This is a genomic window from Ruegeria sp. CDSB113 (genome assembly GCF_059611045.1).
In genome coordinates this window covers 431,570-453,518 of record NZ_JBXWOU010000003.1, presented here as the reverse complement: position 1 = coordinate 453,518, position 21,949 = coordinate 431,570, and the positions used below count along the sequence as shown (strand labels likewise).

The following is a 21,949-nucleotide window of genomic DNA, read 5'->3' as shown; positions in this document are numbered from 1 at the left end:
ATGACCGAAGATACCAATTTCCATCATGGTGATGTGCAGGGTCAGGATCCGATCATCCGGATGATCGACATTGAAAAGCACTTTGGCTCTGTGATCGCTCTGGCCGGGGTCAGCTTTGATTTGAAGCCGGGTGAGTGTCACTGCCTTCTGGGTGACAATGGCGCGGGTAAATCGACCTTCATCAAGACTATGTCCGGGGTCCATAAGCCGACAGCTGGCGAGATCATCTTTGAAGACAAACCCATGCATTTTGAGGACCCGCGTGATGCCATCGAAGCCGGGATCGCAACAGTGCACCAACATCTGGCTATGATCCCGCTGATGAGCGTCAGCCGCAACTTCTTCATGGGCAATGAACCCACTCGCAAGGTCGCGGGGATCAGCTTTTTTGACAAGAAGTTGGCCGACGAAATCACCATGGAAGAGATGCGCAAAATGGGCATCAACTTGCGTGGTCCCGATCAGGCTGTGGGTACGTTGTCAGGCGGTGAGCGTCAGACGGTTGCGATTGCACGCGCCGTGCATTTTGGCGCGAAAATCTTGATTTTGGACGAACCGACATCGGCTCTTGGCGTGCGCCAGACTTCGAACGTTTTGGCGACCATCGACAAAGTGCGCAGTCAGGGTGTGGGTGTGGTATTCATCAGCCACAATGTTCGTCATGCGCTGGCCGTCGGCGATCGGTTTACGGTGTTGAACCGGGGTAAAACTCTAGGCACGGCCATACGGGGTGAGATTTCGCCCGAAGAACTACAGGACCTGATGGCAGGTGGTCAGGAACTGGCCCAGCTGGAAGGGTCTTTGGGCGGAACGGTCTGACGCGGTCCCGCGCAGACCCAGCTTTCGAAAAACTGGTATTCAACAGACTGGCCATGTGGCCTTGAGTTGAAAGGGATCAATATGGGCAAAACTATTAGACTGACCGCAGCGCAAGCTCTGGTTCGCTATCTGGGCGCGCAGATGAATGAGGCCGGAGAGCCTTTTATCGCAGGTGTCTGGGCTATTTTCGGCCATGGAAACGTGGCTGGCCTGGGCGAGGCGCTGCATGCTGTGAAAGACAGCCTGCCGACCTATCGCGGCCATAACGAACAGACCATGGCGCATTGTGCCATCGCTTACACCAAACAGATGCGGCGATCACGGGCGATGGCGGTGACCTCGTCCATCGGACCGGGCGCGACCAACATGGTGACAGCCGCCGCTTTGGCGCATGTAAACCGGTTGCCGGTGCTGATCATCCCCGGCGATATCTTCGCAACGCGTGGTCCTGATCCTGTGTTGCAACAAATTGAAAGCTTTGGCGACGGTACGGTCAGCGCAAACGACTGTTTCAAACCTGTCAGCCGTTACTTCGACCGCATCTCGCGGCCCGAGCACCTGCTAACCGCACTGCCAAGGGCTTTCCGCACGATGACGGACCCGGCCGACTGCGGACCGGCAACACTGGCCTTCTGTCAGGATGTTCAGGCCGAGGCCTACGACTATCCTACAAGCTTCTTTGAGCCCCGCGTCTGGTATCAGCGTCGCATTCGCCCCGACGAAGGTGAACTGGCCCACGCCGTCGCTGCCATCAAAGCGGCAAAGCGCCCGGTCATCGTGGCCGGGGGCGGCGTTCACTACTCTGGCGCTACGGACGCGCTGCAGAGTTTCGTGGAAACGCACAATCTCCCGATCACCGAGACACAGGCAGGCAAGTCTGCGCTTGCATGGGATCACCCGTTGAACCTCGGGCCCGTGGGTGTGACTGGCGGCGAGCCGGCCAATTCCGTCTGCGCCGAAGCTGACCTGGTTCTGGCCGTTGGATCTCGCTTACAGGATTTTACCACCGGGTCTTGGGGCCTGTTCTCAAACCCTCAGCGCGAGATGATCTGCCTGAATACCGCAGCTTATGACGCGGAAAAGCACGGTGCGATGCCATTGCAATCAGATGCGCGCGTTGGGCTAGAGGAGCTGGGGGCGGCCTTGCAGGGATACCGCGCCGATCCGGTTGCGGATACGCTTAAAGCGGATTGGTTCGGCAAGGTCGACAAGTTAACCGATGCCCCCGGCGACGGGAACGCATTGCCGACAGATATGCAGGTTGTTGGTGCGGTTCAGCGCGCCTCGAACAACGATACTGTCGTTATGTGCGCGGCGGGCACCATGCCCGGAGAGTTGCACAAGCTGTGGAAAGCGCCGCGCCCGGGTGCCTACCACATGGAATACGGCTTTAGTTGCATGGGCTATGAGATCGCCGGTGCGATGGGCATTAAAATGGCCCAACCAGATCGCGACGTGATCTGCTTTACCGGTGACGGCACTTATATGATGGCGAATTCCGAGATGGCTTCGGCAGCGATGATGGGTATCTCGTTCACTGTGGTCATCACCGACAACCGGGGCTTTGGCTGCATCAATCGTCTGCAGATGGGCACAGGTGGAGCCGAGTTTAACAACCTGCTGGATCACGCCGTTCATGAAACCCCATCGGCCATCGACTTCGCGGCCCATGCCGCGGCAATGGGCGCAACTTCGGTCAAGGTCACTTCGATTGTCGAGCTGGAAGACGCGCTGGCTAAACGCGGCGATGTCCAAGGCCCTTATGTGGTGGTCATCGACACAGATCCTTACCCGTCGACCGAATATGGCGGGACGTGGTGGGAAGTGGCGGTTCCGGAAGTCAGCATCCGCCCCGAAGTGAACGAAAAACGCGCGGCCTATGAGCTGGCGATCAAGGAAAGAAACACGAAATGAGCGTGAAAATCGGGATTTCTCCGATCGCCTGGCAGAATGATGACCTGCCGGACCTGACGGCGGCGTACACGATGGAACAGGCCCTGAAAGAGGCGCGCGAGATCGGATACACCGGTGTCGAGCGTGGTCAGCGGATGCCCAGTGATACCGAAGGGCTACGTGCTTATCTGGAAGGCAATGACATCGCGCTCTGTGGCGGGTGGTGCTCGGGCGCGTCGCTGGTCAATGATTTCGCAGCGGAACGTGAGGCTGTGCGGGAACAGGTTGAACAGTTCGTGGCCCTGAATAGTCCATGTATTGTCTATGCCGAATGCTCAAACACCGTTCAGGGCCAAGCGGGTACGCCGGTGAACAACCGACCCAGGCAGTCCAAGGACGAAGTGTTGGCTTATGCCGCCAAGATCACCGAACTTGCCAAATGGATGGCCGACCAGGGTATGCCGATGGCCTATCACCATCACATGGGTACCATCATCGAGACCGAAGATGACGTGAACTGGTTGATGGAAGGTTCAGGCCCCGAGGTGAACCTGTGCTTTGACACTGGGCACCTACTTTTCGGTGGCGGGGATGTGATGGCGACCCTCAAACGCTGGGGCGACCGTGTGCATCACGTGCATTTCAAAGATATCCGCCCGGCTGTGGTACAGGACGTAAAAGAGAATGATCGCAGCTTTCTCGATGCGGTCGTCGCCGGAGCATTCACCGTGCCAGGTGACGGGTGTATCGACTTTCAGTCCGTGGCGAATGCGCTCAAATCCTTGGATTACAACGGATGGATCGTGGTCGAGGCCGAACAGGACCCGGCCAAGGCTCCGCCATACGAATACTCCAAGAAAGGCTACGAGCACATTCTCGACGTCTGTGGACAGGAAGGATTGGAGGTCCAAGCGTAACACTCTCCCTATGGGGTTAACACCTAAGCCATGAAAAAGGAGAACTCTCATGGTAGATCAGCAGCTAGGTTTTGTCGGCTATTTCGACCGGGAATCCTGTGATCTGGATGAATTCAAGGTGTTGACCTCGCAGAACCTTACAGCCGATGTCGCCCCGTACGCCGCCACGATCGAAAAGAACGTTCCAGTCTATGACATGGACGAGCTGCGCCCTGCGCTGGAAAATGTAGGTAAGCGCAAGGCTCTGCTGGCCGAGTGGGGCCATGTGTTGGACAAATCGTCGGGCGTGATCGTTCTGAAACGTGCGTTCTCCGATACCTCGGTGATTGACCGCGCAACCGATGTCTTTCGCCAGATAATAGCTGAAGAAAGACAAAGCGGCGCGGGTGATGGCGACCACTTTGCGGCGTCCGGGGCCAATGATCGGATCTGGAACGCTCTGCAAAAGCAATGTCTGCGCGACCCCGAGGGTTTTGCCCTTTATTTCGGGAACACGGCTGTTGCTGCAGCCTGCGAGGCGTGGTTGGGGCCAAACTATCAGGTCACGGCACAGATCAATCAGGTGCGTCCGGGTGGTAAAGCGCAGCAGGCGCATAGGGATTACCATCTTGGATTCCAGAGCGCAGAAAGTGCTGCGCGCTATCCAGTGCACGCACATCTTGTTACGGCATCACTGACATTGCAGGGGGCGATTGCCCATTGCGACATGCCGGTCGAAAGCGGGCCAACCAAGCTGCTGCCGTTCTCGCAGCTTTATCCGTCGGGCTATCTGGCGTTTCATGACGAGGGTCATCGCGAGTATTTCGAAGACAGCTACATCCAACTGGCGCTGGACAAGGGCGATGCTGTGTTCTTCAACCCGGCACTGTTCCATGCGGCTGGTGAAAATCGCAGTGCGGATATCGACCGGATGGCGAACCTGTTGCAAATCTCATCCGCTTTTGGTCGCGCGATGGAAACCGTTGACCGGCGGTCCATGTCTGAGGCGGTGTTTCCTTCGCTTATTGCGTTGAAACAACGCAGACAGATGAAAGGGGCCGAACTGGATGCAGCCATCGCGGCTACGGCAGAGGGATACCCGTTCCCGACCAATCTGGATACGGACCCACCGGTCGGCGGCAACGCACCGGAAAGTCAGGCCGATATTTTACGTCGTGCTGTGTCTGAAGGCTGGACCGAACAACAACTGACCGAAACATTCTCGGCGCTGCAAACAAGGCAAGCTGCCTGAAGGAATACGGGCGGGCCTTCAAAGCCCGCCCCACACGGAGAAAAACACATGGCGGACCTGCTCAAAAAGCCCTTTGGGACCAGAGGTAAAGTGCATGACATCACTCCGGCAAGTGCCGGGTGGCGGTACGTCGGGTTTGCGCTTTACCACCTGCGGGCAGGCGATAGAGTGGCCGAGGCGACGGGTGATCGCGAGGTCATTCTGGTCATGGTCGAGGGCAAGGCCCGCATCGCCGGAGCTGACCGAGACTGGGGTGTTCTGGGCGATCGGATGAACGTGTTCGAAAAGACGCCGCCGCACTGCCTGTATCTGCCGAACGGCACAGAATGGACGGCCGCAGCCGAAACGGATTGCGTGATTGCGGTGTGTACAGCCCCGGGCAAGAATGGCCACTCTGCGCGACGCATCGGCCCCGAAGGCATTACTCTGACCGAGCGCGGCAAAGGCGTAAATACGCGTTATATCAACAACATCGCGATGGAGAATGAGGACTATGCTGATAGTTTGCTGGTGACCGAAGTTTTTACGCCAAACGGGCATTGGTCATCGTATCCCAGCCATCGACATGATGAAGATGATTTTCCGCGGATCACCTATCTGGAAGAGACCTACTATCACCGTCTGAACCCGGCGAACGGGTTCGGGATTCAGCGCGTCTATACTGATGATGGGCAGTTGGATGAGACTATGGCTGTTTCCGATGGCGATGTTGTTTGCGTGCCCCGCGGTCATCACCCATGCGGCGCACCCTATGGGTTCGAGATGTATTATCTGAACGTTATGGCCGGACCGCTGCGCAAATGGCGCTTTGTTCCGGCCCCCGAAGTTGAATGGATCATGGAGCGCGACGCGTAACGCCCACGCCTACCTTTGCGCGGGCGCACCAAAGGCCCGAATGACCATGCGGGCTGCTGCCTCGACCGGATCGTGGGTCTCTTTCAGGATCGCCACGCGGTCAAATCTGTCAGGGTCTCGGTTGACTGCCTCGCGCAGTGCGTTGCCAAACGCCATACGCAGTTCTGTCCCGATATTGAACTTGCAGATCGACGTTTCCCGCGCCAACCGGCGGCGTTGTTCCACAGGCACGCCAGAGCCGCCATGAATGACCAACGGAACATTTGTCGCAGCGTCGATTTCAGCGATGCGAGCCTCGTCCAATCCGCCTTCTTTGTTCTGTTGCAGATGGACGTTTCCGACTGAGATGGCCATCGCGTCCACGCCGCTTTCACGAGCGAACTGCGCGGCCTCGTTTGGGTCTGTCCCGTTCGATCCTTCGCCGCCGGAATAGCCGACAAAGCCAATCTCACCTTCGCAGGAAATACCGGCCGCATGGGCCATTTCGGCAATGGCAGCAGTTTCGTCGATGTTTTGCTGCAGCGGCTTGCGTGACCCGTCAAACATGAGCGATGTGAACCCGCTGTCCAATGCGATCTTGCAGTCCTCGAGTGTATAACCGTGATCCAGATGGGCCACGACCGGAACCGAGGCATTTTCCGCCAGGAAGCGAAACATCTTGCCCAAAACAGGCAGGGGCGTGTGTTCGCGGCAGCTTGGACCAGCCTGAAGGATCACCGGCGCATTTTCCGCCTCGGCTGCGGCTACATAGGCGCGCATATCCTCCCATCCCAGTGTAACAAGCCCGCCAACAGCGTAGCCGTTTTCGTATGCGGGGGCGAGGATGTCTTTGAGTGTGGCGAGGGTCATTTGAATTTGGCAATCATGTCTTTGATGCCCGGAATGGTCTCGACCTGATAGGCATGGGTTGGTTGGAAAAACTGAACCAGCGAACGCTGAGTCAGACCGCCAAGGATGGTGAAATAATACATCTCGTATCCCGGCAGAACACAGCAAGGGTGATAGCCCTTGTCGATGCAGATCGTTGAGCCGTCGACGATGTGATAGGCGTCGCCCGGTTTGTTGTCCTCACGCTGCAACATCTGAAGGCCCGACCCCCAGTTGGGTTTGAAACGGAAATTGTAGGTCTCGTCGTGCCGCGTCTCGTCGGGCAGACGGTTCGTGTCATGCTTGTGGCTGGGGAAGCCGGACCAGCCGCCTTGACCAACAGTGAAAAGCTCACTGACCAGCAGGCGACCGACTTTGTCGTGCTGTTTCTGACCGAGGATGTGTTTGATTTTGCGATGAGTTTTCGTGTCGTCGCTGCCGTATTGCACAAGGTCGTGTTCACGCACGTCAAACGGATCCAGTACCTTGTCGTACTTGGCGCCCGCTATGAAGATTTCGGTTTCATCCGACACGCAGACCAGTTGGACCTTAGCGCCGACCGGCACATAAACGCCTTCAGGATCCCCATCCCAGACGTCTTCGCCCCGCTTGCCCAACTTGGCGAACTGCTCGCCTTCGACGTCGACATCGACACTGCCCGTGGCGGGCACGATACACGTTTCATAACCGGGCACCTGATATTCAAACGCTTCGCCCTTTTTTAGTTTGACGATGTTGAAGTAATTCAGCGGCACCGTGGAGTCGTCTGCATCGACGATTGGCATGTTCTGGTTGTCATAAGGGGCGATGTGCATGGGGGTCTCCTATGCCGTGGGGCCGGGATGAGACGCCAGGAATGCGTCCAGTTCTGGGGTTGTTGGCATCGCTGGCGCGCAACCGGGCTTTGAAACAACGATCGAGGCGCAGGCCGAACCGCGCATGACTGCATCCTTAAGCTCGCTTCCAGCGGCGATCGAGGCCAGCAACCCCGCCATAAAGCTGTCGCCAGCACCGTTGGGTTTGACGGCCTCTACCGGATAGATGCCGGTTTCGATTTCCTGACCATCCACCAGAGTCACTGCGCCTTTTTCGCCCATCTTGTAGATCACGATCCGGCCCGGTTTCGCCGCCAACTCCTTGGCTTTGGCGAAGCCTTTGTCGATGCCGCCTGCCATGAACCCAAATTCTTCGTCATTGCCGACGATTAGATCGCTTGCTTCGCCCGCGCGCGACAGGACTTCGGCGGCGACCTCAGGTGATGGCCAACTGTAGGGACGGTAGTCTATGTCAAAAATTACCGGCAAACCCGCCTTGCGGGCGTTTTCGAACGCGCGAAACGTGGCGCTGCGCGAGGGTTCAGCGGCAAACACCGTTCCGGCAGATATCACGGCTGAAAATTTGCTGTAGTCGACCTTGTTCATGTCATCCTCGGTGACCTGAAAGTCTACTGCGCCGTTGCGGTAGATGACATTCTGAAATTCTTCGATCCGGCTTTCGTAAACGGCTAGAGACATGCGGTATTCACCACCGACGACGCGGATATAGGACGTGTCTACACCGTAGTGAGCAAGTTTATTCAGGCAGAAGCGGCCAACCGCATCATCTGCAACCGAAGTGATCAAGGATGCCTGGCTGCCCAGTTTGACCAGCCCCGCGCAGATATTTGCCGATGACCCGCCCAGATCGGCGTGAAACGTGTCGGCGTCTTCGCTTTTAACACCAACGGGATCGGCATACAGGTCCATGCCCGCGCGTCCAAAGACCGCGAACCGGTTTCCTTTGATACCGTCTATCAAAGCGCTCACGTCATGTCCTCCGGCAAAAATGGGCTGGCGAGGATCGTTGGTCCTTGCGTTGAATCGATTCACACGATACTGATTTTGCAACCGGTTGCAAATACATTGTTCGGAGCCGTTGCAGATGCCTGAAATCGGAATTGGAATTATTGGCGGCGGCTATATGGGCAAAGCTCATTCAGTCGCGATGTCAGCCGTAGGCGCAGTGTTCAACACAGCCTTGCGGCCACGACTTGAGATGATTTGCGCGTCCACGCCCGAAAGCGCCGAGCGATACCGTGCGGCTTACGGCTTTCGTCGCGCGACCTCGGATTGGTCTATGCTGGTCAATGATCCGGCAGTGGATGCTGTCGTGATTGCCTCGCCTCAAACAACGCACAGACAGATTGCAGAGGCCGCGTTAGCCTTGGGCAAGCCTGTGTTGTGCGAAAAACCCCTCGGATCTTCTTTGGATGATGGGCGCGCAATGGTTGCCGCGGCCGAGGCCACGGGCGTCACCAATATGGTCGGGTTCAACTACGTCAGAACGCCCGCAACACAGTTTGCCCGTCAGTTGATAGCCAATGGTGAATTGGGGGACATAACCTGGTTTCGCGGCGAGCATACTGAGGACTTCTATGCCGACCCTGACGCCCCGGCCACATGGCGGACGTCCGGAATGGCCAACGGCACGATCGGAGATCTTGCCCCACATATGGTCAACGGTGCTTTGGCCCTGATCGGTCCGATTGTCGAGGTTATGGCCGAAGTCGAAACGGTTCATACTGAGCGCCCAGGCGGCACCGTCACCAATGATGACCACGCGCAAATCATGTGCCGGTTTGCCAGTGGCGCGATGGGCAATATCTATGTCAGCCGCATCGCGACAGGTCGAAAGATGGGCTATGCCTATGAAATTACAGGCACCAAAGGCGCAATCCGGTTTGATCAGGAAGATCAGAACGCCCTGTGGCTCTATCGGCGCGAAGGACCAGAGGAAGAAAGGGGCTTCACTAAGATCCTGACGGGTCCGGCGCACCCCGACTACGAGCCTTTCTGTCAGGGCCCCGGTCATGGAACAGGTTATCAGGACCAGATCATCATCGAGGCCAAAGATTTTCTTGAGGCCATTCACACGGGCAAAACGATTTGGCCCACATTCCGTGATGGGCATGAGGTCAACTGCGTTCTGGCCGCCGCGCTGAAATCGTCAGAGCAACGGCAGTGGCAGGACGTCAGCACCGTCTGAACACAAAAACTAAGAGATCATCTAAGAGAGACGAGAACCATGGCAAAGCTGAAATGGGGCATGATTGGTGGTGGTGAAGGCAGTCAGATCGGACCCGCACACCGGTTAGGAGCGTTGGCGGATGGGATGTTTGAATTCGCTGCGGGTGCTTTGGATCACCGACCCGATGTTGGGCGAGAATATGCGCAACGACTTGGAGTGGCGTCGGATCGCGCCTATGGCGACTGGCAGGAAATGCTGGCCGGGGAAAAGGACCGTCCCGACCGGGTTGATCTGGTGACAATCGCCACTCCGAACTCCACCCATTTTGAGATTGCCAAAACGTTCCTTGAGGCTGGTTTTAACGTGCTTTGTGAAAAACCGATGACGATGACCGTGGAAGAGGGCCAAGAGATCGTCCGCGTTGCAGAGGCCTCGGGCAAGATTTGTGCGGTGAACTATTGCTATTCCGCCTATCCGATGGTGCGCCAGGCGCGCGCGATGGTTCGCGCCGGGGATATTGGCAAGGTGCGTCTGGTCGTGACGAATTTCAGCCATGGCCACCATGGCGACGCGACTGACGCCGATAACCCGCGCGTACGCTGGCGCTATGATCCCGCGATGGCGGGTGTGTCTGGCCAATTCGCCGATTGCGGTATCCATGCGCTGCACATGGCCAGTTTCATCAGTGACGATGAAGTCAAAACCTTGTCTGCAGATATGGCGTCCACGATTTCAGGCCGCGAACTTGAGGACGACGCCATGGTCAACTTCCGGACCGAAGGCGGTGCTGTCGGGCGGTTGTGGACCTCTTCGGTGGCAATTGGGCGTCAGCACGGGTTTGATATTCAGGTGTTTGGCGAAACCGGAGGTCTTCGCTGGACGTCCGAGCAACCCAATCAATTGATCTATACGCCTGTCGGTGGCCGGACACAGATCATCGAAAAAGGCGAGGGCGGTCTTCACGACGATGCGCAACGATTGTCCCGTGTGGCGATTGCCCATCCCGAAGGGTTCCCGCTGGCCGTGGCCAACATCTATTGCGATCTTGCCGATGCTATTCGCGGAGAGGCGCGTGATGGTCTGCCTACACCTGCCGACGGGGTGCGGTCGATCGCAGCCGTGCATGCCGCAGTGGCGTCTGCGAAAAATGACGGGGCATGGACGGACGCGCGCCCACCGATGTTTCGCTGATCAGGGTCGGGGCCGCAATGTGCCCCGCTCGATCACACGGCAGGGGAAAATACGGGCCTCGGGGTAACGCTCGGGGTCTTTCAGCATCTCTTCGACCAGATCGACGGATGCGGTAATGATTTGCTTGATAGGCTGATGGATCGTCGTCAGGTCCATGCTTTCCCAGCGCGACATCTCCATGTCGTTCAGGCCGATGATGCCGATATCTTTACCCGGTTTCAGCCCGTGATCGGACAATGCGGACAGGGCACCTATGGACAGAATATCGTCGCCGCAAAAGTACCCTTCTGCAGGGCCTTCCGCCAGTTGCTGAAGCATTTCTTCCCGCCCGGCTTCAAAAGAATAGGCGCCTGCGAAGCAATGCGTCACTTCGAGTTCCGGGTGCTTTTCAACTTCTTCCATGAAGCCGCGATACCGATCCATCGCCGATGTCGCATCTTTTGGGCCGCCCAGATAGCCAATACGGCGATACCCCCGCGACGACAGCTCGCGCGCGGCCATGCGCCCGCATTCAACGTTGTCGATGCCTACAACATGTACCTCTGGCGATGTCGCTGATCGACCGAACGTGTGTACGACGGGAACGCCCGCATCGTGGAATGCCTTTGCAAAACTGGGGGGCAAGGTGGATGAGGCGACGATGGCAGCATCCACAGAATACTGCCGCAGCATTCTTACCGAGTTTGTCGGCTCAGTTTCGTCGGTCAGGTTCACGATCAGCGGACGCAGGCCGCGTTCCTGTAAAGCGCGGGTGAACTGGTCGAAGACTTCAAGAAAAATGGGGTTGTGGAAGTTGTTGGAAATCAACCCGATCAACTTGGTGCGTCCGGTTGTCAGCGAAGAAGCCAACGCGTTTGGGCTGTACCCCAATTCGGCCGCAGCCTTTTCCACCTTGCTCCGTGTCTTTGGCGAGACGGATGCGCCTTCGGTAAAGGTCCGCGATACGGCAGAGCGAGACACACCGGCCAGTGCGGCCACTTCTTTTAGGGTTACACTCATGGCTGGCACCGATGGGTTCGGGGATGGCTTTCAGTCAATTTCATGGGAAAATACTACGCCCTATTGCGTCGGGTTTGCAATCGGTTGCAAGGCTGTGCGGAAAAGACGTCGGGTTCTTTGCAAAAGGCCACGCCAAGGCTTTAACAACTCGACTTGGATTCAATCTGTAAGTCCAAGCTTTGTATCAGAGGTGGTAACAGCATGCGCATCGCACTTAACGACCCTGAAATTGCGTGGCCAGCAACCTGAGTAAACCCCTTCTCCGACCTCATTGAAGCAATGACCATTCAAGACGGTTATCTCCGCACACTTCAGCCCGAACGCGCATTGGCCCGCTTTTGGTGGGCGCGGTGACGATTGTGCCTTCTTTGACTGGCGACAAGGGTGTTGCCGTCCATCGCAGTCTTTGTTCCGGGGTAACATGCTTAAGAGGGCGCTGCAGGCTGGGTTCTTCGTAAAAAACGGGGCGGTTTGGTCCATAAACATTTAGGGATGTCATCCTGTAGGCAGTGAACACATCAAACGGCTTGCTCCGTTTTATGGCCGCCCGCATGGAATGCCGCCACGCCTCCAGACCTGCTGGTGACACATAGAGAATAGCTATTGCACCGGCCATAGAATGCAGTCTCAGCCAATCGCTGTTCTCAGTCGAAGCGAGTGCAAGGTTGTAATGCGCGCGGTGCCCGAAGCTTTGAACATAGCGACGTGTCCAGGGAAAGCAGCCGAAGGGTGAAACCCCCAAATAAACGATGTCCGCATCTTTTGGAATTTCAGGAATGGTCAGGTCTTCGCTCAATGCGGAGACATCATCCTCCAGAACCAATGCCGGGAGTGTTTTGAGTGACTCAAGCGCTGCAAGGTGGGCGCGGGTGCAGTTCTGGGCATGGCTTTGTCCGGTGCTTCCTTCTGAAAATGAAAATTTGATGCCAAGCTTGTTCATCAAGTTGGTCATATGAAGCCGCCTGCTTTTGTTATCGGGTAAATTGATGACCCGGCAGTCTGCAACGATTGCGCTCAACTTCTTCATTCTGGTGTCCGTCAGCTACGCCGCGCAATTCGCGCAGCCGATGAATGATCGTGAACCGGGGGTTTCAAGATGCTTGAGCATTGGCTCTGTTGCAATCGTTGCTTTGGCCTAGGCGGGGCTTGGGACATGGACCTGAATCCGCCTGACATGGACTGTCAGGCAAGAGACAAAGTTGGGCTGTTCTTGCATAGCTCGGACGCCTGCCAAAACAGAACATCCTCAAAATCCTGAAGCGCCTGAGATTTCTCCTGCGTTGCGGGGTACAACAAACCAAAGGTCATCCAACGCTCTGGTACGATCGGAACCAGGGCCAAACGTTCTTTTGTTTCCTGTGCTGCGACCAGTTCGTCGGCAATCGTGATGCCAGCACCTTCTGCGACAAGCGAACAGGCAAGCTGGGACGCCGCGACTTCGCAGGTATGTCTGGGATTGACGCCCGCGGACCGGAAGATGTCATCAAGCTGTTCGCGCAATAGAAGGCCGTTCATCAGCCGAATGACCGGCTCGCGGGCGAGATCAGTGGCCGTAACCGACTTGCGATCAGATAATGCATGCGCAACCGGCAAAACGGCCTGCGCCCGCACCCGCAGCAGGGGTTTTGTCCTGACGCCCGGATGCTCGACCGGCAATGCCCCGATGCCGATGTCATATTCACGACCGGCAAGCCATTTGCTGGCTTCGCGCCGCGCCCGGATATCCAGAGTTACGTTTGTATCAGGGTGGGCTTGTAAAAACATCGCAAGCGCCGGCGCCGAAATTGCCCGGGCGATACGCGGCATTGTGACCACGCGCAGAGTTTCTGTACGTCCGGCTTTGATCTCTGCAGCGATGCGAGGCACTTCATCAAGGTTGTCCAGGATACGCCCCGCTTCGCGGTAGAACGCCAAACCTTCACGCGTTGGCGTCAAGTTGCGGCCGCTGCGGTCAAACAGGGTCAGGCCTAATTCTGCCTCAAGCCCAGAGATCAGTCGGCTGATTGCAGGCTGACTCAGGTGCAGGATTTCAGATGCGGCCACGAGCGTTCCTTCGGAAAGGGTGGCACGAAAGGCGCGAAGGGCTTTGATATTCATAAGGCGGACTCTTTACTATTTCGCAAGATAAGATAACATCTTTGCATTTTTATTAACACTAAATTTAAACTAGATTAGATCGCATCTTAGGGAGGATGCTATGAAGCGTAGAACAATTCTCACTGCTGTTCTGGCGGCAGTAACCGTGACTGCAACAGCAACAGCAAGTTTCGCAGCCGACTGGCCGAAACGTCCGATCAACCTGGTTGTTCCATACAAAGCCGGCGGCGGTACAGACGCTTATGCCCGCGCTATTTCGGCAGCAGCCGAAGGGATTCTGGACGTTCCAGTTGTCGTCGTGAACAAACCCGGCTCGGGCGGTCTGAATGGTGCGAACTCGGTCGTGGGTGCACGCCCCGACGGCTATACTTTGATGATGACGTCGGGCGGTTCGTTCCTGTTGTCGACCATGACACGTGACACCGATATCGATGCTCTGGACAGCTTTGAGTTTGTTGCTCAGGTCGGTCAGCTGCAAACGTCGCTGATGGTGCCGCTGAACAGCCCGTTCGAGTCCGTTCAGGACGTGATCGACGCGGCCAAAGCCAACCCCGGTCAACTGCGTTGGGCCCATTCGGGTCGCGGAGGCTTCCACCACGTTGGTGGCATGGGCTTTCTGGCCAGTAACGGCATCGAAGCTCAGGACGTACCGTTCAAAGGTGGCGGGCCGACCCGTGCTGCACTGATCGGTGAACAGGCTGACTTTGGTTTCCTGGGTGTTCAGCAGCTGGCAGGGTTTGAAGAGCAGCTTCGCGCCCTGGCGGTTAACAGCCAAGAACGTGACGGCATCATGAAAGACGTGCCTGCGTTTGGCGAACTGGGCATTCCGTTTGCCGCTGTTTCTTCGCCAGTGATCGTGTTCGCACCGAAGGGCACACCGGCCGAGGTCGTTGCCGCGATGGAAACTGCGCTGGAGCAAATCGCCGCGAAACCCGAATTTGCCGAACTGCTGGCCTCGCGCGGAACAGGCCCGGTCTATCAGAATGGTGCGGACGCCAAAGCAACGCTGTCCGCCATGAAAGAGGACGCCGCTCCCCTGGTCGAAAGTCTGACCAACTAAAGTCCTCGGGGCCGGGTGGATATTCTTCCCCCGGCCTTTTTGTATCTAACGCAATCAGGGAGGAACGATATGCGCGCCTATGCAGAAGGCCTTGTGCTTGCCCTTATTTCCATCGTTGCCATTTGGGGCGCCTGGCAAGTGCCAGCAGCCTCGCCGGGGGATACCTGGGCTGGCATCGTACCATTTTCAGCATCCATCGCACTGCTGTTTCTTTCCGGCCTGTTACTGCTAGGTGCCACTCGGCAAACGGCAGGCGATACCGGTCAGGAACAGGATAGCGGAGCAACCCTGCAGATCATCGGCCTGTTCGTCATCGCCCTGATCTATCAGCAGTCATTCCGCTGGTTTGGCTATCTTTTGCCAACGGCGATCGCTGCGCCGGTTGTTTTGTACTTCTTCGGAGTTCGCAGCTGGATCGGTCTGGCGGTTTCCGTCGTTCTGTGCCCGTTGATCTTCCACCTCATCTTTTTTGTGCTGCTTGGTGTGTACCCGCCTTATGGCGAGGTCTTTGACCTGCTTAGCTGGATACAGGGGTAAATCGTCATGGAAATTTTTCCCGCACTTCTTTCGGTCATAACCGACCCCAGTTTGCTGTTTGCCATCGTGCTGGCCGCGGCTGTGGGCATGGTTGTTGGGGCCACGCCCGGTCTGACCGCATCGGCAGCGATTGCGATGCTGCTGCCCATCACCTTTTACATGTCGCCACTATTCGCGCTCGCCTTCCTGTATGTGATCGGTAAGTCCGGTCGTTATGGCGGCTCGATCGCGGCAATTTTGTTCAACACGCCGGGCACTGCAGCCAGTGCCGCGACACAGATTGACGGTTATCCCCTTGCACGCGCCGGTCAGGCCGGCAAGGCGATGAAGGTCGCGACCATATCATCAGTCATCGGTGACCTTATGGGGGATATCCTGCTGGTCGTCGGTGTCGGTTTCATTGCATCTATTGCCCTAAAGCTTGGCCCGCCCGAAACCTTTGCGATCTACTTTGCAGCCTTCGTGGTCATCGGCTCGGTCATCGGCAGCTCAATCGTCAAAGGATTGGCATCTGCCCTGATGGGTATTTTGATCGCCATGGTCGGATTGGACCCAATCTCAAGCGAAGAGCGCTATACCTTTGGCTCGTTTGACCTATCCAACGGGATTGGACTTGTGCCCCTGATGATCGGCGTATTCGTTTTGGGCGAGGTTTTTGCCCAGTTGGAAACGCGCCGCAAAGCAACCGGTGAAACTAAAGAAAATGAAAGCACGGAAGACGGCAACAGCCTGACATGGGAAGAGTACAAACCTTGCTTGCCCCATGCGTTCCGTGGTGGCTTCATCGGTGCAGGCATCGGTGTGCTGCCAGGTCTGGGTTCGGCTATTGCGGCCTTCATTTCTTACGGTGAAGGTAAACGCCGCGCCAAAAACCCCGAGAAGTGGGGCAAGGGCGCGCTGGAAGGTGTCGCAGCACCCGAAGCAGCAAACAACGCGGTGTCCGGTCCGTCGATGGCCCCGCTGCTGACGCTGGGCATCCCGGGTTCGACAATTGGTGCAATCCTTTTGGGTGTTTTCCTGATCCACGGCATCCAGGTTGGACCAACCCTGTTCCTGACCGACAAAGAGCTGGTCTATAAGCTGTTCGCCTGCGGGATGCTGGGCATCGTGGCCTATGGTCTGATCGGTTATTTCGGTGCCACTCAGGTTGCACGAATTATCCTGAAGATCCCGACCAATGTCCTGTACCCGCTGATCTTCCTGACCGCGTTTGTCGCAGCGTATTCTGCACGTGGATCAATGTTTGACGTCACGGTCATGACCTGTGCGGGCTTTGCCGGCTGGTTGATGCGCAAATACGACTTCAACGTTGCGGCATTTGTCATTTCGTTCGTGCTGGCCAAAGGTGCTGAAGAGACATTCCGTCAGTCGTTGCTAATGTCGGAAGGTGGTGCCCTGATCTTCGTTGAACGTCCGATCGCTCTGGCCTTCCTGGTCATCGGCGCAGGGGCAATTGCATTCCGCGTCCGCGGGATCATGAAAGAGCGCAAGATCGCGAAGGGAGCGTTGGAAGATGCTTGAGCACTCCCTCTATCGCGACTGCTTTTCCAGCGCCGATATGCGGTCCGTCTGGTCGGAACACGCCACGATCTCGGCCTGGTTGAAGGTTGAACAGACGCTGGCCCGTCACCAGGCGCTGGAAAACCTGATCCCGCAAGAGGCTGCAGATGCGTTGGATGCGGTGTCGGTCTGCAATCTGGATACCGAGCGGTTGCACGAAGACATGATGCTTGTCGGGCGCCCGATCGTTGGTCTGGTCGAACAATTGCGAAGACAGGTAGGCGACCATGCAGAAAAGGTCCACTATAGGGCGACAACGCAGGACATTATGGACACTGCATTGGCCCTGCAAATGAAGATCGGTCTGGAGCACATCCAAACCGGACTGCAAAGACTGACCATCGCTATTGAGCAACACATCGATCAGCTTGGTGATACTATCATGATCGGTCGCACGAATGGCCAGCATGCCTTGCCTATACGGGCCGAAACTAAACTGACCGTCTGGAAAGTTGAACTGCAGCGGCGGGCACAAGCGTTGGAAGAAGCAGGCGTTCGCGGACTGAATGTCCAGATTGGTGGCCCTGTTGGCGATCTGCGCGGTTACGAAAACGGGACCGGACATCGCATCAAGGAAGGCGTTGCGGCCACTTTGGGTCTGAATGTAGTTGAACCCCATTGGCAAAACGCCCGTGATGGGCTTGCCGATGTTGTAACTGCACTGGGAGGGCTGTGTGCGACGCTGTGCAAAATCTCGCATAACGTCAATCTGTTGTCTTCATCGGATATTTCCGAATGGTCCGAGGTGCATGAAGCCGGTAAAGGTGCGTCTTCGGCTATGGCGCACAAACAGAACCAGCGCGCGTCAGAATTCGGAGAGGCCGTCGCCCGGCTTGGACGACAGCGGGCCGAGCAAATCGGCGAATTCACCACCCATCAACACGAACGTTCGGGTGGTATGTGGATTGGCGAATGGATCGTTATTCCCGAGACGTTCTTGCTGACGTCGGGCGCTTTGTCATGGGTCGAAACGATCTTTGCGAACCTGGTTGTGGATTCTGAATCCATGGCCCGCAAGGTTAACGACTTTGAGTATAGTACGGCTGGGAAATCGCACTGAAGCGATAAGACTGGTCATATCACCGCTCGTTTCTCGAGCGGTGATTGACGATGCGGGATAAGATCACTGGGTCCTGCGCCTGAATTGGGGCTTTCGCTTTTCCAGAAAGGCATTCATGCCTTCTTGTTGGGCCGGCAATCCATAAAGCGCGTGATACATCTGCCGCTCGAACCGCACACCCGATTCAAGTGTGCTCTGGTCGGCCATGTTTACGCAAGTACGCGCCATACTGACGATATCATCAGCGTAATCTGCAATGGTTTCGGCCACCTCTTGCGCGGTGTCCAAAAGGGTATTCTGCGTGACAACCCGACTGACCAGGCCCATCTGCAGCGCCTCTGACGCGTCGATCATGCGCCCGGTCAGGATCATGTCCATAGCTCTGGCACGGCCGATCAACCGCGTAAGCCGCTGTGTGCCGCCAATCCCGGGAATGCAGCCAATTTTGATTTCGGGCTGACCGAATTTGGCAGTGTCCGAGGCCAGAATGACGTCACACATCAGCGCAACTTCACACCCGCCGCCCAGGGCATAGCCACTGACCGCTGCCACCTTGGGCAGGCGAAGCGCCGCAAACCTGTCCCATTCGGCAAAGTAGTCACTTGCCTGCATGGTCGCGTAGGTTTGCACCGCAAGCTCGCCGATATCTGCCCCGGCGGCAAAAGCACGATCATTGCCCATAAGGATCAGGCAGCCGATGCCGGGGTCCTTGTCGAATTCGGTGGCGGCGGTCAGCACCTCATGCATGAGTTGTGTATTCAACGCGTTCAGCTGATCGGGCCGATTGAGGCGGATCGTTGCGACCCGCCCCCGTGTTTCAGTTTCGATTGTCTCAAACATGATCAGCTATCCCAAATTGCACCATAGGCGGGAATGCCAAGGCTTTCCAAGTCATGCACAACCTTGCGGGTCAGCTTTTGGTTCGAGATCACGATAACCGCCTCTGCCCCACTTTCGCGAACAGCTTGCAAGGCAAGGGCCGAAAGGTTCGGTTTGCCGTCTTCGTCGGTGTCCCAGATCAAAGGCTGCTCGGTATTTGCTTCGATCTCGTCAACTAACGCGTCACCATAGGTTTTGCGCGGGCTTCGGGTGGACCATATCAGGCGGTTCGGCACCTCTTTGGCCAACAGATGCGGCAGGATAGGCCCAATGCCCGAACCGGTGCCCACATACACCACTTTTTTGAAAAGCACCTCGATCCGCGCCACACCTGATGTTGTGATACCCTTGACCCAAACCTTGTCTGGCGGGTTGTCGATAAAACGCCCGGTCCAGTCTCCGGCGCGGCTGATGGCCAATCGATAGCCCGACCGGTCCGGAGCGGGGATATTGGCGAAAGAGTGGTACTCACCAAACGGGGTGTGGCTGATCGCGTTCGAGCTGCCGGGGAATGGCGTATCCCCATAGTCGAAATGCGCAATCACCGCATGGTTTGACGGCTTTTCAATCCTGACTTCGACCCGTTTCAGTGTCAGCCATGGCGACAGGATCGACAAGGTGATCAGGCAGAGCATCCAGAAGGCCGGGCTGTGCAACAACATGCCCCCCATGTCATTTGTGATAGAGATCGTCTGCGCCCAGAACAATCCCAAAACCGTCCAGCCGACAAAGCGGTGCGTTTTCTCGAACGCATTGTGGAACCGCGCGCGGATCGGGCCGAGGGCTGAAATCACCATCAATGTCATCAAGACGACCATTGTCGCGCTCAGGCCCAGTGTCAGGTCTGAGGGCACGGCGGCTCCGTTGGAGCGGTTCCAAATTATCGCAAAAAGAAGAAAGCCGAACCAGATGGTTCCAGTGACGGCGCCGCCGGAATGCAACCCGCCAAAGTGGAACACCTTGCCAGCCCCCCAACGGATCCAAAGTGGCCACGATGTGGGAATGCGGATGGCCAGCCAGAACAGGGCGTTGACCACTCGTTGTTGCCGGATCAGGATGCCGAGGCTGAGGTTGATCAGCGCCATATCCGCAATCGGGCCGAGCGTGAACGCGTTATCTGCGAACCAAGTCCCATCGCGCAATCCAACCACGAAGACGGCCAGATTCAGCAATGCAACAAGCATTACCAGGCGGCGGTATTCCATCAGGGCCGGGTGGCGGGTCACCCGCCGCCAATTCAGGCCGCCTGTGTCAAGATTTGTCGTCTGCGTCGTCATCAGTTCAACTCCGCACCAGTTTTCGCGATATGGGTGCGCGCCAGATCCAGCAAGAGACGCTTGTCCAGCTTGCCGCGCGGAGTGCGGGGCAGCGTGTCCATCGGGACCACAACGGCGGGGCTGCAGTAGTATGGCAAACGATCCGAGACGGATTGCGCCGCCTGCTTGGGGCAGGCCGACAACGGTGAGATAAAGCTGACCAGATTGCGGCTGTCATATTGCAAAGTCACCGCCTGCTGACAGCAGGGCGAGGCCTCAAGCGCGGATGTAACACCGTCGAGCTCTACCCGGAATCCGCGCACCTTGACCAAGTCGTCAACGCGCCCGAAATGCTCAAGCTCACCGGTCTTCGTCCAGCGCCCCAGATCACGGGTGCGGAACATCATATGCCCCGGTCGGAATGGATCAGGTCGGTAACGCTCGGCCGTCAGTTTGGGGTTGGCGAGGTAACCGGCAGTGACGCAATCGCCGCCAGCCCACATCTCACCCTTTTCGCCGATGGGCAAAGGGCGCAGGTTTTCGCCCAGAACATAGACCGTGTTGTTCGGTGTCGGGCGCCCGATCGACAAAACCGGTTTGTCGGGGTGATGCGGCTCGGCCGTATTGATGATGGTGGTCTCGGTCGGACCACAGGAATTGTAGAAGGTGCAAAAGGTTGACCAGCGATCTGCCAGCGGGCGGGGGCAGGGTTCGCCCGCTACGGCGACAGCTTTGACCTGCGTGCAGCGGGTCTGGTCCAGCGCATTCAGGATCGAAGGCGTGGCGATCAGCACATCCACCTTCTCGGCGGTTTCCTGAATCGATTTGCCACGGATCACCAAAGTTGCGCCATTGGACAAAGCGCCAAGGATCTCCCACGCTGCCATGTCGAATGAGATCGACAGGATCTGTCCGACCCGCAAGCCCGGTCGCATACTCAAATCCCCGGGGGCGGTCAGCAAGATGTTGGCCAGGTTCCGATGGCTAACCTGTACGCCGTTTGGAACACCGGTTGTGCCGGACGTGAACAATATCATCGCCAAATCGTCGGGACTGGCCTGATAGGCTGGACCGGGGGTCGGTGCGTTCAGCATCGGGTCGAACATCGTCGTATCAATTGTGATCAGGGTTTGGTCCAATCCAACGGGGATTTGATCTGCCAGTTCGCTCAGGCCGAGTAGGATTTTTGCACCAGTTACATTCGCAACATGGCGTAAGGTTTCCGTCGGCGCGACACCGACATGCTGCGGAATATAAGCGGCCCCAAGCTTTATGGCGGCGACGATACCCACGACCATCTCGACCGAACGATGCAGGAACAGGCACACCGCGTCGCCGCGTTTCACGCCATGGGCGCGCATGACATTCGCCAATCGGTTCGAGGCCTCGTCCAGTGCCCGGTAGCTGAGGTTATGGTCCGCGCATTCCACCGCGGTGGCATCGGGCTGATCCTGCAACGACTGGCGCAGCGCATCGGCGATGGTGGCATAGCGTGGCGGAACCTGCGGCCCCCAGCCAAAGGATAGAAACAGCTTTTGATCTTCGGGGCTGAGCGCGTCCAGCGCACCTGGTTGTTTTGTGCGGGTAAAATCGGTTTGAGACAGGGGGGGGTAGTTTGTCTGGGGATCGGTTGCGATAAGGTGCATGGCATTCTCCAGTTCAAGAAGGGGTCACACCTTAGTGATAATGGGAAAAAATCCCATTAAAGGTCACATTCGATCA

Annotated in this window: 20 protein-coding genes; 11 read left to right on the top strand and 9 right to left on the bottom strand. The window is 57.1% G+C overall.

What is annotated here, in order from left to right; translation table 11 throughout:
- The 5 genes from AC2FIS_RS08780 to iolB all read left to right on the top strand — a co-directional run bounded on the left by AC2FIS_RS08780 (position 1) and on the right by iolB (position 5,715).
- A complete protein-coding gene (locus tag AC2FIS_RS08780; RefSeq protein ID WP_282119507.1) occupies positions 1-819 on the top strand; it encodes an ATP-binding cassette domain-containing protein in 819 nt (272 codons plus the stop codon).
- Between the two features lie 81 nt (positions 820-900).
- Positions 901-2,733 (top strand): 3D-(3,5/4)-trihydroxycyclohexane-1,2-dione acylhydrolase (decyclizing), encoded by a 1,833-nt coding sequence (gene iolD / locus AC2FIS_RS08775; RefSeq protein ID WP_496772891.1) that lies wholly within the window; start codon positions 901-903, stop codon positions 2,731-2,733.
- Positions 2,730-3,629 (top strand): myo-inosose-2 dehydratase, encoded by a 900-nt coding sequence (iolE, locus tag AC2FIS_RS08770; protein WP_496772889.1) that lies wholly within the window; start codon positions 2,730-2,732, stop codon positions 3,627-3,629. The genes iolD and iolE overlap by 4 nt, the downstream gene beginning before the upstream one ends.
- A gap of 49 nt (positions 3,630-3,678) precedes the next feature.
- Positions 3,679-4,860: a phytanoyl-CoA dioxygenase family protein gene (locus AC2FIS_RS08765; protein ID WP_496772888.1), complete on the top strand. Its 1,182-nt coding sequence runs from the start codon at positions 3,679-3,681 to the stop codon at positions 4,858-4,860.
- A gap of 48 nt (positions 4,861-4,908) precedes the next feature.
- Positions 4,909-5,715 carry a 5-deoxy-glucuronate isomerase gene (gene iolB / locus AC2FIS_RS08760; RefSeq protein WP_496772887.1) on the top strand — a complete coding sequence of 269 codons (807 nt, stop codon included), beginning with the start codon at positions 4,909-4,911 and terminating at the stop codon, positions 5,713-5,715.
- Between the two features lie 9 nt (positions 5,716-5,724).
- Here iolB and AC2FIS_RS08755 read toward each other — a convergent pair whose 3' ends face one another.
- Genes AC2FIS_RS08755 through iolC form a run of 3 tightly spaced genes read right to left on the bottom strand, consistent with a single transcriptional unit; the run spans position 5,725 to position 8,387 of the window.
- Positions 5,725-6,564: a class II fructose-bisphosphate aldolase gene (locus AC2FIS_RS08755; RefSeq protein WP_496772886.1), complete on the bottom strand. Its 840-nt coding sequence runs from the start codon at positions 6,562-6,564 to the stop codon at positions 5,725-5,727.
- Entirely contained in the window at positions 6,561-7,397 is an 837-nt protein-coding gene (locus tag AC2FIS_RS08750; protein WP_496772885.1) for a 5-deoxy-glucuronate isomerase, read from the bottom strand. The genes AC2FIS_RS08755 and AC2FIS_RS08750 overlap by 4 nt, the downstream gene beginning before the upstream one ends.
- A gap of 9 nt (positions 7,398-7,406) precedes the next feature.
- A complete protein-coding gene (iolC, locus tag AC2FIS_RS08745) occupies positions 7,407-8,387 on the bottom strand; it encodes a 5-dehydro-2-deoxygluconokinase (protein WP_496772884.1) in 981 nt (326 codons plus the stop codon).
- Between the two features lie 115 nt (positions 8,388-8,502).
- Here iolC and AC2FIS_RS08740 point away from each other — a divergent pair, with 115 nt between their 5' ends.
- Both AC2FIS_RS08740 and AC2FIS_RS08735 read left to right on the top strand, forming a co-directional pair.
- Positions 8,503-9,606, top strand: a complete 1,104-nt coding sequence (locus tag AC2FIS_RS08740) for a Gfo/Idh/MocA family protein (protein WP_496772883.1) — start codon at positions 8,503-8,505, stop codon at positions 9,604-9,606.
- A 39-nt stretch (positions 9,607-9,645) separates the two neighbouring features.
- Positions 9,646-10,779 (top strand): Gfo/Idh/MocA family protein, encoded by a 1,134-nt coding sequence (locus tag AC2FIS_RS08735; protein ID WP_496772881.1) that lies wholly within the window; start codon positions 9,646-9,648, stop codon positions 10,777-10,779.
- Here AC2FIS_RS08735 and AC2FIS_RS08730 read toward each other — a convergent pair whose 3' ends face one another.
- From AC2FIS_RS08730 to AC2FIS_RS08720, 3 genes are all read right to left on the bottom strand, one after another.
- On the bottom strand, positions 10,780-11,778 hold the full coding sequence (locus AC2FIS_RS08730; protein ID WP_496772880.1) for a LacI family DNA-binding transcriptional regulator: 999 nt from the start codon (positions 11,776-11,778) through the stop codon (positions 10,780-10,782). It abuts the gene before it with no gap.
- Positions 11,779-12,046: 268 nt separating this feature from the next.
- Entirely contained in the window at positions 12,047-12,805 is a 759-nt protein-coding gene (locus AC2FIS_RS08725; RefSeq protein WP_496772879.1) for a hypothetical protein, read from the bottom strand.
- A gap of 155 nt (positions 12,806-12,960) precedes the next feature.
- The gene (locus AC2FIS_RS08720; protein WP_109310955.1) at positions 12,961-13,875 is read right to left on the bottom strand and encodes a LysR family transcriptional regulator; all 915 of its coding nucleotides are present in this window, start codon (positions 13,873-13,875) and stop codon (positions 12,961-12,963) included.
- A gap of 100 nt (positions 13,876-13,975) precedes the next feature.
- Between AC2FIS_RS08720 and AC2FIS_RS08715 the strand changes: the two genes are divergently transcribed.
- The 4 genes from AC2FIS_RS08715 to AC2FIS_RS08700 all read left to right on the top strand — a co-directional run bounded on the left by AC2FIS_RS08715 (position 13,976) and on the right by AC2FIS_RS08700 (position 18,092).
- Positions 13,976-14,935, top strand: a complete 960-nt coding sequence (locus AC2FIS_RS08715; RefSeq protein WP_496736077.1) for a tripartite tricarboxylate transporter substrate binding protein — start codon at positions 13,976-13,978, stop codon at positions 14,933-14,935.
- Between the two features lie 69 nt (positions 14,936-15,004).
- On the top strand, positions 15,005-15,472 hold the full coding sequence (locus tag AC2FIS_RS08710; RefSeq protein WP_496772878.1) for a tripartite tricarboxylate transporter TctB family protein: 468 nt from the start codon (positions 15,005-15,007) through the stop codon (positions 15,470-15,472).
- 6 nt (positions 15,473-15,478) lie between these two features.
- On the top strand, positions 15,479-16,993 hold the full coding sequence (locus tag AC2FIS_RS08705) for a tripartite tricarboxylate transporter permease (protein ID WP_496723130.1): 1,515 nt from the start codon (positions 15,479-15,481) through the stop codon (positions 16,991-16,993).
- Positions 16,986-18,092, top strand: a complete 1,107-nt coding sequence (locus tag AC2FIS_RS08700) for a lyase family protein (protein WP_496772877.1) — start codon at positions 16,986-16,988, stop codon at positions 18,090-18,092. Before AC2FIS_RS08705 ends, AC2FIS_RS08700 begins: the two co-directional genes overlap by 8 nt.
- Before the next feature lie 63 nt (positions 18,093-18,155).
- On the opposite strand, the gene AC2FIS_RS08695 is transcribed toward AC2FIS_RS08700, so the two are convergent.
- From AC2FIS_RS08695 to AC2FIS_RS08685, 3 genes are read right to left on the bottom strand one after another with little or no spacing between them, the layout of a single operon-like run.
- A complete protein-coding gene (locus AC2FIS_RS08695) occupies positions 18,156-18,932 on the bottom strand; it encodes an enoyl-CoA hydratase-related protein (protein WP_496772876.1) in 777 nt (258 codons plus the stop codon).
- 2 nt (positions 18,933-18,934) lie between these two features.
- Entirely contained in the window at positions 18,935-20,248 is a 1,314-nt protein-coding gene (locus AC2FIS_RS08690) for a ferric reductase-like transmembrane domain-containing protein (RefSeq protein WP_496772874.1), read from the bottom strand.
- Positions 20,248-21,873 carry an amino acid adenylation domain-containing protein gene (locus tag AC2FIS_RS08685; protein ID WP_496772873.1) on the bottom strand — a complete coding sequence of 542 codons (1,626 nt, stop codon included), beginning with the start codon at positions 21,871-21,873 and terminating at the stop codon, positions 20,248-20,250. The genes AC2FIS_RS08690 and AC2FIS_RS08685 overlap by 1 nt, the downstream gene beginning before the upstream one ends.
- Positions 21,874-21,949: the final 76 nt, after the last annotated feature.